The 15505-nt window shown below is 55.3% G+C and carries 16 protein-coding genes; 14 read left to right on the plus strand and 2 right to left on the minus strand.

Features of this window, described 5'->3' with window-relative positions:
* Window positions 1–6 precede the first annotated feature (6 nt).
* From cysN to rpoS, 11 genes are all read left to right on the plus strand, one after another.
* Window positions 7–1434: a sulfate adenylyltransferase subunit CysN gene (gene cysN, locus HYQ67_RS09205; protein ID WP_202303396.1), complete on the plus strand. Its 1428-nt coding sequence runs from the start codon at window positions 7–9 to the stop codon at window positions 1432–1434.
* Window positions 1434–2039, plus strand: a complete 606-nt coding sequence (gene cysC, locus HYQ67_RS09210) for an adenylyl-sulfate kinase (protein ID WP_202303397.1) — start codon at window positions 1434–1436, stop codon at window positions 2037–2039. The genes cysN and cysC overlap by 1 nt, the downstream gene beginning before the upstream one ends.
* Window positions 2040–2092: 53 nt before the next feature.
* Window positions 2093–2416, plus strand: coding sequence for a DUF3561 family protein (locus tag HYQ67_RS09215; protein WP_202303398.1), 324 nt, complete (start codon window positions 2093–2095; stop codon window positions 2414–2416).
* Window positions 2417–2598: 182 nt separating this feature from the next.
* Entirely contained in the window at window positions 2599–2913 is a 315-nt protein-coding gene (ftsB, locus tag HYQ67_RS09220) for a cell division protein FtsB (protein WP_167612559.1), read from the plus strand.
* Window positions 2914–2931: 18 nt separating this feature from the next.
* A complete protein-coding gene (gene ispD / locus HYQ67_RS09225) occupies window positions 2932–3642 on the plus strand; it encodes a 2-C-methyl-D-erythritol 4-phosphate cytidylyltransferase (protein ID WP_202303399.1) in 711 nt (236 codons plus the stop codon).
* Entirely contained in the window at window positions 3642–4121 is a 480-nt protein-coding gene (gene ispF, locus HYQ67_RS09230; protein WP_202303400.1) for a 2-C-methyl-D-erythritol 2,4-cyclodiphosphate synthase, read from the plus strand. Before ispD ends, ispF begins: the two co-directional genes overlap by 1 nt.
* Window positions 4121–5167 (plus strand): tRNA pseudouridine(13) synthase TruD, encoded by a 1047-nt coding sequence (gene truD / locus HYQ67_RS09235; RefSeq protein WP_202303401.1) that lies wholly within the window; start codon window positions 4121–4123, stop codon window positions 5165–5167. The genes ispF and truD overlap by 1 nt, the downstream gene beginning before the upstream one ends.
* Entirely contained in the window at window positions 5148–5909 is a 762-nt protein-coding gene (gene surE, locus HYQ67_RS09240; protein WP_202303402.1) for a 5'/3'-nucleotidase SurE, read from the plus strand. Before truD ends, surE begins: the two co-directional genes overlap by 20 nt.
* Window positions 5903–6529 carry a protein-L-isoaspartate(D-aspartate) O-methyltransferase gene (locus HYQ67_RS09245; RefSeq protein ID WP_202303403.1) on the plus strand — a complete coding sequence of 209 codons (627 nt, stop codon included), beginning with the start codon at window positions 5903–5905 and terminating at the stop codon, window positions 6527–6529. Before surE ends, HYQ67_RS09245 begins: the two co-directional genes overlap by 7 nt.
* Window positions 6530–6632: 103 nt before the next feature.
* Window positions 6633–7778, plus strand: a complete 1146-nt coding sequence (nlpD, locus tag HYQ67_RS09250) for a murein hydrolase activator NlpD (protein WP_202303404.1) — start codon at window positions 6633–6635, stop codon at window positions 7776–7778.
* Window positions 7779–7837: 59 nt separating this feature from the next.
* Entirely contained in the window at window positions 7838–8830 is a 993-nt protein-coding gene (gene rpoS / locus HYQ67_RS09255) for an RNA polymerase sigma factor RpoS (protein WP_121264162.1), read from the plus strand.
* A gap of 58 nt (window positions 8831–8888) precedes the next feature.
* On the opposite strand, the gene HYQ67_RS09260 is transcribed toward rpoS, so the two are convergent.
* Window positions 8889–9293 (minus strand): MarR family winged helix-turn-helix transcriptional regulator, encoded by a 405-nt coding sequence (locus tag HYQ67_RS09260; RefSeq protein WP_202303405.1) that lies wholly within the window; start codon window positions 9291–9293, stop codon window positions 8889–8891.
* Between the two features lie 216 nt (window positions 9294–9509).
* On the opposite strand from HYQ67_RS09260, the gene HYQ67_RS09265 reads away from it, so the two are divergent.
* Window positions 9510–10937, plus strand: coding sequence for a non-oxidative hydroxyarylic acid decarboxylases subunit C (locus HYQ67_RS09265; protein WP_202303406.1), 1428 nt, complete (start codon window positions 9510–9512; stop codon window positions 10935–10937).
* A 10-nt stretch (window positions 10938–10947) separates the two neighbouring features.
* Window positions 10948–11184: a non-oxidative hydroxyarylic acid decarboxylases subunit D gene (locus HYQ67_RS09270; protein ID WP_202303407.1), complete on the plus strand. Its 237-nt coding sequence runs from the start codon at window positions 10948–10950 to the stop codon at window positions 11182–11184.
* 48 nt (window positions 11185–11232) lie between these two features.
* Here the strand turns inward: HYQ67_RS09270 and mutS are convergent, their stop codons facing one another.
* The gene (gene mutS / locus HYQ67_RS09275; protein ID WP_202303474.1) at window positions 11233–13794 is read right to left on the minus strand and encodes a DNA mismatch repair protein MutS; all 2562 of its coding nucleotides are present in this window, start codon (window positions 13792–13794) and stop codon (window positions 11233–11235) included.
* Window positions 13795–14284: 490 nt separating this feature from the next.
* On the opposite strand from mutS, the gene mltB reads away from it, so the two are divergent.
* Window positions 14285–15361, plus strand: coding sequence for a lytic murein transglycosylase B (mltB, locus tag HYQ67_RS09280; RefSeq protein ID WP_202303408.1), 1077 nt, complete (start codon window positions 14285–14287; stop codon window positions 15359–15361).
* Window positions 15362–15505: the final 144 nt, after the last annotated feature.

Raw genomic sequence — 15505 nt, forward strand, 5'->3', positions numbered from 1 at the left:
CGCCAGATGAACAGCACCATTGCACAACAAATTGCCGAAGAGGGCGGCGTAGAAGCCTATCTTCACGCTCAGCAACACAAGAGCCTGCTGCGCTTCCTGACCTGCGGCAGCGTGGATGACGGCAAAAGCACGCTGATTGGACGCCTGCTGCACGACACGCGTCAGATCTACGAAGATCAGCTCTCCTCGCTGCAAACCGACAGCAAGCGCCACGGCACCCAAGGCGAGAAACTCGATCTGGCGCTGCTGGTAGATGGTTTGCAGGCGGAGCGCGAGCAGGGCATCACTATCGATGTGGCTTACCGCTACTTCTCCACCGAAAAGCGCAAATTTATCATCGCCGACACGCCGGGGCACGAGCAGTACACCCGCAATATGGCAACCGGCGCTTCAACCTGTGAGTTGGCGATCCTGTTGATCGACGCGCGCAAAAGCGTGTTGGATCAAACTCGCCGCCATAGCTTTATCTCCACGCTGTTGGGGATCAAGCATCTGGTCGTAGCCGTAAACAAAATGGATCTGGTTGAGTTTAGCGAAGAGACGTTCGAGCAGATCAAGCAGGACTACCTGACGTTTGCCGAACAGCTGCCGTCTGACCTGGATATCCGTTTCGTGCCGCTGTCCGCGCTGGAAGGCGACAACGTTGCGACGCAAAGCGCAAATATGCCGTGGTACACCGGGCCTACGCTTCTTGAACTGCTGGAAACCGTAGAGGTTAAGCGCGTCGTGGATCAGCAGCCAATGCGCTTCCCTGTTCAGTATGTGAATCGCCCTAATCTGGATTTCCGTGGCTATGCCGGTACTCTCGCTTCCGGCGTGGTGACCGTGGGACAGCGCGTGAAGGTTTTACCGTCAGGCGTTGAGTCTTCCATTGCGCGAATCGTAACGTTTGATGGGGATTTGCAACAAGCTGCTGCGGGGGAAGCGATCACTCTGGTGCTGAAAGATGAGATCGACATCAGCCGGGGTGACCTGCTGGTTGACGCCAGCGACTCACTGCCCGCCGTGCAAACCGCGAAGGTTGATGTGGTCTGGATGGCAGAACAGGCGCTGGTCCCGGGCCAGAGCTTCGACATTAAAATCGCCGGCAAAAAGACCCGCGCCCGCGTGGGTGATATTCACTATCAGGTTGAAATTAACTCCCTGACTCAGCGGGTGGTGGACAGCCTGCCGCTTAACGGTATCGGGCTGGTTGACTTAACTTTCGATGAGCCTTTAGTGCTGGATAAGTACCAGGAAAACCCGGTTACCGGCGGGCTTATCTTTATCGACCGCCTGACTAACGTCACCGTTGGTGCAGGTATGGTGCGTGAGCCGCAGGAGGATGTGTATCAGGACGCTTCCGCTTTCAGCGCTTTCGAACTGGAACTGAATGCGCTGGTCCGTCGCCACTTCCCGCACTGGGGCGCGCGTGATTTGCTGGGAGGCAAGTGATGGCTGAGCACGACGATAACGTCGTCTGGCATGCCCATCCGGTCACCCGGCAGCAGCGTGAGCAGCTTCATCAGCACCGTAGCGCGGTGCTGTGGTTCACCGGCCTGTCCGGCTCCGGTAAATCCACCGTAGCCGGTGCGCTTGAAGAGGCGCTGCATAAGCTTGGGGTCAGCACCTATTTGCTTGATGGCGACAACGTGCGCCACGGGTTGTGCAGCGACCTGGGGTTCAGCGACGCTGACCGTAAAGAGAACATCCGCCGGGTAGGAGAGGTCGCCAGTTTGATGGTGGACGCGGGGCTGGTCGTGCTGACCGCCTTCATCTCACCTCATCGCGCAGAGCGGCAAATGGTCCGTGAACTTGTCGGCGCGGGACGGTTTATCGAAGTGTTTGTCGATACCCCGCTGGAGATTTGCGAGGCGCGCGATCCTAAGGGGCTGTACAAGAAAGCCCGGGCCGGGGAACTGCACAATTTTACCGGGATTGATTCATTGTATGAATCCCCCACGCAGCCGGAAATTCACTTAGACGGCGAACAATTGGTAACAAATTTGATTGCGCAATTATTAGACCTGCTGCGTCGGGACGATATTATCAAATCCTAAAGACAGTGCCAGGCCGCTTACTGCGCCAGGCCCGCCAGGTCACCGGATTCGTTATGCGCAATAGCCCGAACATGATTATGACACAAGCAGAACCCAGCCCTCCCGCCGATGAAACGACCTGGTCATTGCCAGGCGCCTTCATCGGCTTTTTGTCGTGGCTGCTCGCGCTTGGCATACCATTTCTGGCCTATGGCTCTAACACCCTGTTTTTCTTCCTTTATACCTGGCCATTCTTTCTTGCGCTGATGCCGGTGGCCGTGGTGGTTGGCATTGCATTGCACTCTTTGGTCCGCGGTAAACTTCTCTATAGCTGCCTTGCTACGGTGGTTACGGTGGGGCTGATGTTTGGTGTTTTATTCATGTGGTTGATGGGTTAAGCCTGACTGACGAAAATGGCTCGATTTAAGCTAAACCTCCTGCAAACGCGCATGTCGGCGCGATCTGTGATAAATTCTGCCGCAAATTTGTCGATTCACTTTCCACCCGCGATCCTGTTGGGGGGAAAAGTGTGGTCAGATAAGATGTTGTGGAATGAGTGTGCCGTTTTTCAGGGGGCAGGATGGGTAAACTAACGCTGCTGCTGCTGGCCTTGCTGGTCTGGCTGCAGTATTCGCTGTGGTTCGGAAAAAACGGCGTGCATGACTATACGCGAGTCAACGAAGACGTGGCGGCTCAGCAGGCGACTAACGCTAAACTGAAGGCGCGTAACGATCAGCTGTTTGCTGAAATTGACGATCTTAACGGCGGCCAGGAGGCCATCGAAGAGCGCGCACGCAACGAACTGAGTATGACCAAGCCTGGTGAAACCTTCTACCGCCTGGTGCCGGACACCTCTAAGCGCGCCGGCAACAATGCCGCGCAGAACAATCGATAAATAGCGTAAGTGATTCTCATGGCAGACTCCTCCCGGGACGTAATTGCCGTGGTGCCGGCCGCCGGAATTGGCAGCCGTATGCAAACGGAATGTCCAAAGCAATATCTGCACATCGGTAATAAAACCATTCTTGAACATGCTGTCGCGAGCCTGCTGGCACATCCGCGCATCAGCCATGTCATCATTGCCATCAGCCCTACGGACGCCTGGTTCGCCTCTTTGCCGCTGGTAAAAGATCCTCGTATTAGCGTGGTGAGCGGAGGAGGGCAGCGCGCCGATTCAGTGCTTGCTGGCCTTCAGGCAGCCAATGGGGCTGAGTGGGTGCTGGTGCATGACGCCGCGCGCCCTTGTCTGCATCAGGATGATTTAGCACGTTTGCTGGCCATAACTGAAACCAGTCAAGTTGGTGGTATTCTTGCCGCACCGGTGCGGGACACGATGAAGCGCGGTGAGCCTGGCAAACCTTTGATTGCCCATACCGTCGAGCGCGAAGACCTCTGGCACGCGCTGACGCCGCAACTTTTTCCCCTTGAACTGTTGCGAAGCTGCCTGTTGCGCGCCCTGAACGAGGGCGCGACGATCACCGATGAAGCTTCCGCGCTTGAATATTGTGGCTTCCATCCGGAATTAATTAGCGCCCGCGCCGATAATATCAAAGTCACACGCCCGGAAGACCTGGCGCTTGCAGAGTTTTACCTCACGCGGTTAACCCAAACGGAGAAGATTTAATGCGTATCGGACATGGTTTTGACGTACACGCTTTTGGAGGTGTTGGCCCGATTATCATTGGCGGCGTGCGCGTCCCATTCGAAAAAGGGCTACTGGCCCATTCCGATGGTGATGTTGCACTTCATGCGCTGACCGATGCGCTGCTTGGCGCAGCAGCGCTGGGTGATATCGGCAAGCTGTTCCCCGATACCGACGCCGCCTACAAAGGCGCGGACAGCCGCGAGCTGTTGCGTGAAGCCTGGCGCCGCATTCAGGCTAAGGGATACACACTCGGTAATGTCGATGTGACCATCATCGCCCAGGCGCCTAAAATGGCTCCGCACATCCCGCAGATGCGTGTATTTATCGCCGAAGATCTTGGCTGCCATATGGACGATGTCAACGTTAAAGCCACCACCACCGAAAAACTTGGCTTCACCGGGCGTGGTGAAGGGATTGCCTGTGAAGCGGTCGCGCTGCTGCATAAGGCCCGCACGTAATGGATATGCAGAATCTCACCTGGCTGCACGGCAAGCCGGAGGGGACAGGGCTAATCAAAGCCAGTCCCGAAGATTTCGTGGTTATCGAAGATCTGGGTTTTGGCCCGGATGGCGATGGCGAACACCTGCTGCTGCGCATCCTGAAAAAGGGCTGCAACACGCGTTTTGTCGCCGACGCGCTGGCAAAGTTTCTGAAAGTCCATGCCCGCGAAGTCAGTTTCGCCGGGCAAAAAGATAAGCATGCCGTCACCGAACAGTGGTTCTGCGTGCGTCTGCCGGGCAAAGAGATGCCTGACATGAGCGCATTTGAGCTGGAAGGCTGTGAAGTGCTGGAGTACGCACGCCACCGCCGCAAGCTGCGTCTCGGCGCGCTTAAAGGCAATAGTTTCACCCTCGTGCTGCGCGAAGTCAGCAACCGCGAAGAGCTGGAGGCTCGTCTGAACGCCATTTTACGCGACGGCGTGCCGAACTACTTTGGCAGCCAGCGTTTTGGCATCGGCGGCAATAACCTGAATCAGGCCCGCCGCTGGGCGCAAACCAATGCGCCCATCCGCGATCGCAATAAACGCAGTTTTTATTTGTCAGCGGCCCGCAGCGCGTTGTTTAATCAGATTGTTAGCCTTAGACTGAAAAAACCAGACTTTAATCAAGTTGTTGATGGCGATGCGCTACAATTGGCAGGACGCGGTAGCTGGTTTGTGGCGATCGACGAAGAACTCCCTGTATTACAACAACGTGTGGACAGTGGCGAACTGCTGATTACGGCACCACTGCCGGGCGATGGCGCGTGGGGTTCTCTCAATGCAGCGCTGGCATTTGAGCAGCAGTGCGTTGAGCAAGAGACTGATTTACAGTCACTGTTGGTTCGCGAGCGAGTTGAAGCTGCTCGTCGTGCCATGCTGGTAAAACCAGAGGAATTACGTTGGAACTGGTGGGATGATGTGACGGTTGAGGTCAGCTTCTGGCTACCCGCCGGCAGCTTCGCCACCAGTGTTGTAAGGGAACTGATGAACACGCCGGGTGACTATGCGAATATTGCTGAGTAACGATGACGGGATCCATGCGCCGGGTATTCAGGCGCTGGCGAAAGCCTTGCGGGAATTTGCCGAGGTGCAGGTCGTGGCCCCGGACCGTAATCGCAGTGGCGCATCCAACTCACTGACGCTTGAATCTTCACTGCGCACTTTTACGCTGGCAAACGGCGATATCTCCGTGCAGATGGGCACGCCGACAGACTGCGTCTATCTGGGCGTGAACGCGCTAATGCGTCCTCGTCCTGATGTCGTGGTCGCGGGTATCAACGCCGGGCCGAACCTGGGCGACGATGTTATCTATTCCGGCACGGTTGCTGCCGCCATGGAAGGTCGCCACTTAGGCTTTCCGGCGCTGGCCGTTTCTCTGAATGGCTATACACATTACGACACCGCCGCGGCAATCACCTGTTCTATTCTTCGTGCCTTATCGCGTGAGCCGCTGCGTACCGGCCGTATTTTGAATATCAACGTCCCTGATTTGCCGCTCAACGAGATTAAAGGCATTCGGGTGACGCGCTGCGGCAGCCGTCATCCTTCTGACAAAGTGATTCCCCAGGAAGATCCACGCGGTAATACACTGTACTGGATTGGTCCTCCGGGGGATAAGTTTGACGCAGGCCCGGATACAGATTTTGCCGCCGTTGATGAAGGCTATGTCTCGGTTACGCCTTTGCATGTCGATTTAACCGCTCATAGCGCCCATGACGTGGTGAGCAGCTGGCTAACCAAAGCGGGAGTTGCCGAGCAATGGTGAGCCAACGCGTACAAGCTCTTCTCACTCAGCTTCGTGCCCAGGGCATTCAGGACGAGAAAGTACTGGATGCGATTGCGCAGGTGCCGCGGGAAAAATTTGTCGACGAAGCGTTTGAACACAAAGCCTGGGAGAACACGGCGCTGCCGATTGGCTCAGGCCAGACCATTTCGCAGCCTTATATGGTTGCGCGCATGACTGAACTGCTCGAACTGACGGCAGGCTCAAGAGTGCTGGAGATCGGAACTGGCTCAGGATATCAGACGGCGATCCTTGCCCATCTTGTCCATCACGTGTGTTCCGTTGAGCGTATCAAAGGGCTGCAATGGCACGCACGGCGGCGTCTGAAACAGCTGGATCTGCATAATATTTCCACTCGCCACGGCGACGGCTGGCAAGGCTGGCACGCGCGTGCGCCATTTGACGCTATCATTGTTACGGCGGCTCCGCCTGAGATCCCTTCAGCTCTGCTATCACAGCTGGATGAGGGCGGGATTCTTGTCCTGCCGGTAGGTGAAGATCGTCAGGTTTTAAAACGCGTTCGTCGCCACGGTGGCGAATTTATTATTGATACGGTAGAAGCCGTTCGTTTTGTACCCTTAGTGAAGGGCGAACTGGCATAACCTGGATATTTCTTGTTTTTTTACCAGGCCTTTGGCGTAACGTAGCCGACTTAAATCTATCGTATTTTCATAAGCATGAAAGAGATCCATTTTTGGGGGATATATGAGCGCGGGAAGCCCGACTTTTACTCTACGTCGCATTGCGGCGCTATCGCTGGTGAGCCTGTGGCTGGCCGGGTGTAGCAACAACACGACTCAGGCACCAATCAGCTCGGTCGGTGGCAGCAGTAACGCAGGAAGCAGCGCTTCTGGCGGCGAAATGGTGACTCAGCCTCCGCAGATCTCTTCACCGGCTCAGACCCCTCAAATTCAGCCGGTACAGCAGCCGGTGATTCAGCCTGTCCAGACTCAGGCTGTGCAGAGCCAACCGGCTGTGCAATCAGCGCCTGTTCAGACGGAAAATGGGCGTATTGTGTATAACCGCAAGTATGGGAATATTCCGAAAGGAAGCTACGCTGGCGGTAGCACCTATACGGTCAAACGCGGCGACACGCTTTTCTATATCGCGTGGATCACCGGGAACGATTTCCGTGACCTTGCGCAGCGTAATAACGTCGCTGCCCCGTACGGTCTGGAGGTTGGCCAAACTCTGCAGGTTGGTAGCTCAACGGGCACGCCAATTACCGGTGGAAATGCTGTTACTCAGGCAGATGCCACTGCACAAGGTGTGAACAATCCGGCTGCGCAAAACTCAAGCGCGGTGGTTGCTTCTAAACCAACAATTACGTATTCTGAAGACTCAGGTGAACAGAGTGCTAACAAAATGTTGCCGAATAATAACCCGCCTGCGACAACCGTCACAGCACCGGTTACGGCACCTGTGGTTAGCTCTACAACTACCGCACCTACTGCCAGCAGCACGTCCGATAGCGCGCCAATCTCCACCTGGCGTTGGCCGACTGATGGCAAGGTTATCGAGAACTTTTCTGCCACTGAAGGTGGTAACAAAGGGATCGATATCGCCGGCAGTAAAGGACAGGCAATCATCGCGACCGCTTCTGGCCGCGTTGTCTATGCCGGTAACGCGCTGCGTGGTTACGGTAATCTGATCATCATTAAACACAATGATGATTACCTGAGTGCCTACGCCCATAACGATACGATGCTGGTCCGGGAACAACAAGAAATCACGGCGGGGCAGAAGATAGCTACCATGGGTAGCACCGGAACCAGTTCAACAAGATTGCATTTTGAAATTCGTTACAAGGGGAAATCCGTCAATCCGCTGCGTTATTTACCGCAGCGATAAGCCGGCAAAGCACTCCATCATAAGTGTTTTGCCCAGGGATCACGGGTAGGAGCCACCTTATGAGTCAGAATACGCTGAAAGTTAATGAGTTAACCGAAGACGCGGAATTTGATGAGAACGGAGTTGAGGCTTTTGATGAAAAAGCCCTTGTAGAAGAGGAGCCCAGTGATAACGACATTGCCGAAGAAGAGCTGTTGTCACAGGGCGCCACGCAGCGTGTATTGGATGCGACTCAGCTTTATCTTGGGGAGATCGGCTATTCCCCATTATTGACCGCCGAAGAAGAAGTTTATTTTGCTCGCCGCGCGCTGCGTGGTGATGTTGCCTCCCGCCGTCGCATGATCGAAAGTAACCTGCGACTGGTGGTTAAGATTGCCCGTCGTTACAGCAATCGTGGTCTGGCACTGCTGGATCTGATTGAAGAGGGGAATCTGGGGCTGATTCGTGCGGTAGAGAAGTTCGACCCTGAACGTGGGTTCCGTTTCTCAACCTATGCAACCTGGTGGATTCGTCAGACCATCGAACGGGCAATCATGAACCAAACCCGTACGATTCGCCTGCCCATTCACATTGTGAAAGAGCTGAACGTTTATCTGCGTACCGCTCGCGAACTCTCCCACAAGCTCGACCATGAGCCGAGTGCGGAAGAGATTGCCGAGCAGCTGGATAAACCCGTTGATGATGTCAGCCGTATGCTGCGTCTTAACGAACGCATTACCTCAGTAGACACCCCGCTGGGCGGTGACTCTGAAAAAGCGCTGTTAGACATTCTGGCAGACGAGAAAGACAACGGACCTGAAGACACCACGCAAGACGATGATATGAAACAGAGCATCGTTAAGTGGCTGTTTGAACTGAACGCTAAGCAGCGTGAAGTGCTGGCTCGTCGCTTTGGTCTGTTAGGCTATGAAGCTGCAACACTGGAAGATGTCGGTCGCGAAATCGGCCTGACTCGTGAACGTGTTCGCCAGATTCAGGTTGAAGGCCTGCGCCGTCTGCGTGAAATCCTGCAGACTCAGGGGCTGAATATCGAAGCGCTGTTCCGCGAATAAATAACCTTTCATAAATAAAGGCCAGTCGTAAGACTGGCCTTTATTATTTGTGCCCTGGCTACTCCATCATCTTGCTGACCAACTGCGTAAACAGCTCACGCTCCGCAGGATCCAGTCGCGCCAAAAATTCATCATCGACCCTCCTGCCGGACGGCTGTGCCGCGTCCAGTAATGCTTCGCCTTCAGCGGTCAGGTAGACAAGGCGGCGACGTTTATCTGCCGGATCGTGCATCCGTTTCACCAGGCTTCGGCTTTCCATGCGGCTCAACATTTCAGCCAACGTGGCTTTGGTGCTGGCGGCCGCGTCGGTCAATGCGGTTTGTTCAACCCCCGGACTTTCAGCTATCGCCCGCAATACAGCGTACTGAGGCTTAGTCAGTTCGGGGAGTTCGAACTGCCAGCGTGCGGTATGCTGTTGAAATAGCTTGCGCAACAGGTGAAATGGCTCGTCTCGTAATGCCATGTTTACTCCGGAAAAAGCATTTGGGTCTATCATAGCGCTTAAGGCCAAAATTATTAATGATCAAGGTTTATGCTTTCAGTGCCGACAAGCTATGCAAAGGGCTTGTCGGAAAGCAAAGGTAGGGATAAATTCCCTATAACGTTCGTATGCGAACTAATGACTGGCCTGACTGGCGAGTTGCAGCAGGCACAGAACTTTTCACAAGGAGTATGAATCATGCCATTTGATGATTTACGTAGCTTTTTGCAGGCGCTGGACGAGCAGGGACAACTGCTGAAAATCAGTGAGGAAGTGAATGCTGAGCCGGATTTAGGGGCTGCAGCTAACGCGACGGGCAGAATTGGAGAGGGCGCGCCCGCCCTCTGGTTTGACAACATTCGCGGTTTCAACGATGCGCGAGTGGTCATGAACACCATCGGTTCCTGGCAGAACCATGCTATCTCTCTGGGTCTGCCGCCCAACACCCCCGTTAAAAAACAAATCGATGAATTTATTCGTCGTTGGGATCGTTTCCCTGTTGCCCCGGAGCGCCGTGCCAGTCCGCCATGGCAGGCGAACACCGTGGAGGGGGATGACATTAATCTCTTCGATATTTTGCCCCTGTTCCGCCTGAACGACGGCGATGGCGGTTTCTATCTGGATAAAGCCTGCGTGGTATCACGCGACCCTACCGATCCCGATAACTTCGGTAAGCAAAACGTTGGCATTTACCGCATGGAGGTGAAAGGGAAGCGCAAGCTTGGGCTTCAGCCCGTGCCGATGCACGATATTGCTCTGCATCTGCATAAGGCGGAGGAGCGGGGGCAGGATCTGCCCATTGCGATAACCCTTGGCAACGATCCCATCATTACGCTGATGGGCGCGACGCCGCTGAAATACGATCAGTCCGAATATGAAATGGCAGGTGCATTACGCGAAAGCCCTTATCCCATTGCCACCGCGCCGCTGACAGGTTTTGATGTGCCGTGGGGGTCAGAGGTGATCATCGAAGGGGTGATCGAAGCTCGCAAGCGGGAGATCGAAGGGCCTTTCGGTGAATTCACCGGACATTATTCCGGTGGCCGAAATATGACGGTCGTGCGCATTGATAAAGTTTCTTACCGTACGAAGCCCATTTTTGAATCACTCTATCTCGGGATGCCGTGGACGGAGATTGATTATCTGATGGGGCCGGCAACCTGCGTGCCTCTTTATCAGCAGCTAAAGGCAGAATTCCCCGAGGTGCAGGCCGTTAACGCCATGTACACCCACGGTCTGCTGGCCATCATTTCCACCAAAAAGCGTTACGGTGGTTTTGCCCGGGCGGTTGGTCTGCGGGCGATGACCACGCCCCACGGTCTGGGCTACGTGAAGATGGTGATCATGGTTGATGAGGATGTGGATCCGTTTAACCTGCCGCAGGTTATGTGGGCACTGTCGTCGAAAGTCAACCCGGCAGGGGATCTGGTGCAGCTACCGAATATGTCTGTGCTGGAGCTTGATCCTGGCTCCAGCCCCGCGGGGATCACGGACAAGTTGATCATTGATGCCACCACGCCGGTGGCACCGGATAACCGGGGCCACTACAGCCAGCCGGTCTGTGATTTGCCTGAAACGAAAGCCTGGGTGGATAAGCTGACCGCAATGCTGGCCACTCGTCATTAAGGAGAAACAAATGATTTGTCCACGTTGTGCCGATGAAGATATTGAAGTGATGGCGACGTCACCGGTGAAAGATGTCTGGACGGTGTTTCAGTGCCAGCACTGCCTGTACACCTGGCGTGATACGGAACCGCTACGCCGTACCAGCCGTGAGCACTATCCGGAAGCGTTCAGGATGACGCAGAAAGATATCGATGACGCGCCGATGGTGCCGAGCATTCCACCGTTACTGCCGGCTGACAAGCGTTAAGCCAGCTGTTTTCAGTGCCCGCCAGTGATGACTTTGGCGGGCATTGCCCTACACCAGACTCTTTAGCCGATAAATCCACTCCAGCGCCTGACGCGGCGACAGAGAATCAGGATCGAGTGCTTCCAGCGCTTCTACCGCAGGCGACGTCTCCTGGGCGACTGACAGCAACGACATCTGTGTACCATCTACCTGGGTCGCCGCTGTGTTGCCGGACACCGTTTCCAGTTCGCGCAGTTTCTGACGCGCGCGTTTAATCACATCTTTCGGTACGCCCGCCAGCGCCGCCACGGCCAGGCCGTAGCTTTTACTTGCCGCGCCGTCCTGTACGCTGTGCATGAAGGCGATGGTGTCGCCGTGCTCCAGCGCATCCAGATGGACGTTGGCCACGCCCTCCATTTTTTCTGGCAGGGTGGTCAGTTCAAAATAGTGCGTTGCGAACAGCGTCAGCGCCTTGATGCGGTTTGCCAGGCTTTCGGCACACGCCCAGGCGAGCGACAGGCCGTCGTAGGTTGACGTACCGCGGCCAATTTCATCCATTAACACCAGGCTATGCTCGGTGGCGTTATGCAGAATATTTGCCGTTTCGGTCATCTCTACCATGAAGGTGGAGCGCCCGGAAGCCAGGTCGTCCGCTGCGCCAACGCGGGTAAAGATACGGTCGATTGGGCCGATCTCCGCCTGCTGGGCCGGCACAAAGCTGCCGATATAGGCAAGCAGCACGATCAGCGCCGACTGGCGCATATAGGTACTTTTACCGCCCATGTTCGGGCCAGTAATGATCAGCATGCGGCGGTGGGGTGAGAGGCTCAGGGGGTTCGCGATAAACGGTTCGCTCAGCACTTTCTCGACCACCGGGTGACGACCGCCAACCACTTTGATCCCTGGCTTGTCGGTCAGCTGTGGGCAGCTGTAGTTAAGGGTGTAGGCACGTTCGGCCAGATTCGCCAGCACATCCAGTTCCGCCAGCGCAGTCGCGCTTTGCTGCAGGGCTTCCAGATGGGGGAGCAGCATATCAAACAGCCGATCGTAGAGCTGTTTCTCAAGCGCCAGCGCCTTGCCCTTCGAGGTCAGCACCTTGTCCTCGTACTCTTTCAGCTCGGGAATGATGTAGCGTTCCGCGTTTTTCAGCGTCTGGCGGCGGACATAGTGGATCGGCGCGTGGTGGCTTTGCCCGCGGCTGATCTGGATAAAATAGCCGTGTACGGCATTATAGCCGACCTTCAGCGTGTCCAGGCCCAGCCTTTCACGCTCGCGAATTTCCAGCTTATCGAGATAATCCGTCGCGCCGTCTGCCAGCGCACGCCATTCATCCAGCTCTTCGTTATAGCCCGGCGCGATGACACCACCGTCCCGAACCAGCACTGGCGGGGATTCCACCACCGCGCGCTCCAGCAATTCGCGAAGGTCAGTAAACTCGCCCATATTTTCGCGCAAAGTCTGCACGTAATCCGTTGGCACGTCCGCCAGCATTTCACGCAGTTCCGGCAGCTGCTGGAAGGCGTAGCGCATGCGGGCCAGGTCGCGTGGACGAGCGGTGCGCAAAGCCAGACGAGCAAGAATACGTTCCAGATCGCCAACCTGGCGCAGCACCGGTTGGATCTCCGCCGTGCGGTCTTGTAATGCGGCAATAGTACTCTGACGCTTTTTCAGCACGTCCACGTTGCGGACGGGCATATGAAGCCAGCGCTTGAGCATACGGCTGCCCATTGGCGTGACGGTACAGTCCAGCACCGAAGCCAGGGTATTTTCAAAGCCGCCGGAAAGATTCTGGGTGATCTCCAGGTTGCGGCGGGTAGCGGCATCCATAATGATGCTGTCCTGCTGCCTGTCCATGGTGACGGAGCGGATATGCGGCAGCGAGGTGCGCTGAGTATCTTTGACATATTGCAGCAGGCAGCCCGCGGCGCACAGGGCATGTTGCGCATTTTCGACACCAAAACCGGTTAAGTCGCGCGTACCGAATTGCAGGTTAAGCTGCTGGCGGGCGGTTTCAATTTCAAACTCCCACAGCGGACGGCGGCGCAGGCCGCGGCGGCCTTCAATCAGGCGCATCTCCGCAAAATCTTCCGCATACAGCAGTTCAGCAGGATTGGTGCGCTGTAGCTCGGCGGCCATGGTTTCGGCATCTTCCGGCTGGCTCAGGCGGAAGCGGCCGGAGCTGATATCCAGTGTCGCATAGCCGAAACCTTTGCTGTCCTGCCAGATGGCGGCGAGCAGGTTATCCTGGCGCTCCTGGAGCAGCGCTTCGTCGCTGATGGTGCCGGGCGTCACAATGCGCACAACTTTGCGCTCAACCGGGCCTTTGCTGGTGGCCGGATCGCCAATTTGCTCGCAGATAGCGGCGGATTCACCGAGGGTAACCAGCTTTGCCAGATAGTTTTCGACGGCGTGGTGCGGCACACCCGCCATTGGGATTGGCTCACCCGCCGACGCCCCGCGTTTGGTCAGCGAGATATCCAGCAGCTGAGAGGCGCGTTTTGCATCGTCATAGAAGAGCTCATAGAAGTCTCCCATGCGGTAAAAAAGGAGAATATCAGGATGCTGCGCCTTCAGACGAAGATACTGCTGCATCATTGGGGTATGGGAATCTAAATTTGTATTGTCAGCCATAGATTTAATCTTAGTCATCCATTCCTTTCTTTCCCGCTATACTAGCCCAGCGATGGATAGGCTGTCACAGGTAAAAGTAGCGAATAATAAGTAAACTGAGGCTGTCGCAGCAGGGACAACAATGGCGTAGCTTAGTGAAAACAGTCGAATCCCCCAGAACTGATACCTCCTCCTGAAACGCTCAGCGGCTCCCTCTTTGAAGGTTTGCGATATTTATTTTCAGGCCTCATTACCGCGCCGTCTTAGAGAAGCTTTTTCAGAGCCTCATTAATGATTTCAGCGTTGCCTCATCGCTTTTACCAGCGCTGATAGCACTGTTTCACGCCCTGTGGCTTATTCACCCGATAAGAGAAAGCCGAAGGCCCTGGCGCGAGCAATCCAGATATAAATGAAAATAGTTATTTCACAGAGTACACACTATTACCCGCGCTGCGTTTTTGCTTTACCATGAGGGGAACCATACTGGTCAGACATACGGATATCTCAGCCCATGCGTTATTCAGCAGCACTTCTTCCCCTACTTGTTTTACTTAGCGCCTGTAGCAGCAAACCTAAAACTGAGGCGCAGATCGAGCAGACATCCGGCGCGAAGTCCGGGGGGTTCTTGCTCCAGCCGCAGCATGATGTTTTCCTGCAAACCGGGGATTTTGCCTACAATCCGGAAGCTGAAAAGTTTATCGACAAGATGGTGAATGAGCACGGTTTTGACCGTCAGCAGCTGCAGGAAGTGCTGTCGCAGACCAAAAAGCTGAACTACGTGCTGCGTCTGATGGATCGACAAGCACCAACGACCGCGCCGCCTCCGGGGCCTAATGGTTCATGGTTACGCTATCGCGCTAAATTCATTACGCCGGATAACGTACAAAATGGCGTAGTGTTCTGGAACCAGTATGACGATGCGCTTAAGCGTGCTTTCCAGGTCTATGGCGTACCGCCAGAAATTATCGTTGGGATTATTGGCGTGGAAACCCGCTGGGGACGCGTGATGGGCAAGACTCGTATCATCGATGCGCTGTCGACGCTGGCGTTTGCCTACCCTCGTCGCGCGCAGTACTTTGCTGGCGAACTGGAAACATTCCTGATTATGGCGCGGAACGAAGGTGATGACCCGCTGGCGCTGAAAGGTTCCTTCGCAGGCGCCATGGGGTATGGCCAGTTTATGCCCTCCTCCTTTAAAGAGTATGCCGTTGATTTCAATGGCGATGGTCACGTCAATCTGTGGGATCCTGAAGATGCGATTGGCAGCGTGGCAAACTACTTCAAAGGCCACGGCTGGGTGAAGGGCGATCTGGTTGCCGTGCCTGCCAACGGCCAGGTGCCTGGTCTTGCGGATGGTTTTAAAACGAAATATTCCGTTTCTGCGCTGCAGCAGTCTGGCCTGAGCCCGCAGGGCTCGCTGGGTAACCACCAGGAAGCAAGCCTGCTGCGCCTGGATATGGGAGACCGCTATCAGTACTGGTACGGTCTACCGAATTTCTACACCATTACCCGCTACAACCACAGCACGCACTATGCGATGGCTGTCTGGCAGCTTGGTCAGGCCGTAGCCCTGGCGCGCGTACAGTAATCTCTGTTGTCGCCCCTTCCCGGGGCGGCATTGCCTCCCGCGACCTCCGCTAATTTCCGTGGTTTAGCCGCAGTTTAAGTCCAAAATATACAATCGCTTTAAAATGGATTATGTTATGTTATAACAAATCATTTTGAGCGATGC

This window comes from Dryocola clanedunensis subsp. sulfonylureivorans (genome assembly GCF_016756775.1).
In the GTDB taxonomy this organism is placed as follows: domain Bacteria; phylum Pseudomonadota; class Gammaproteobacteria; order Enterobacterales; family Enterobacteriaceae; genus Dryocola; species Dryocola clanedunensis.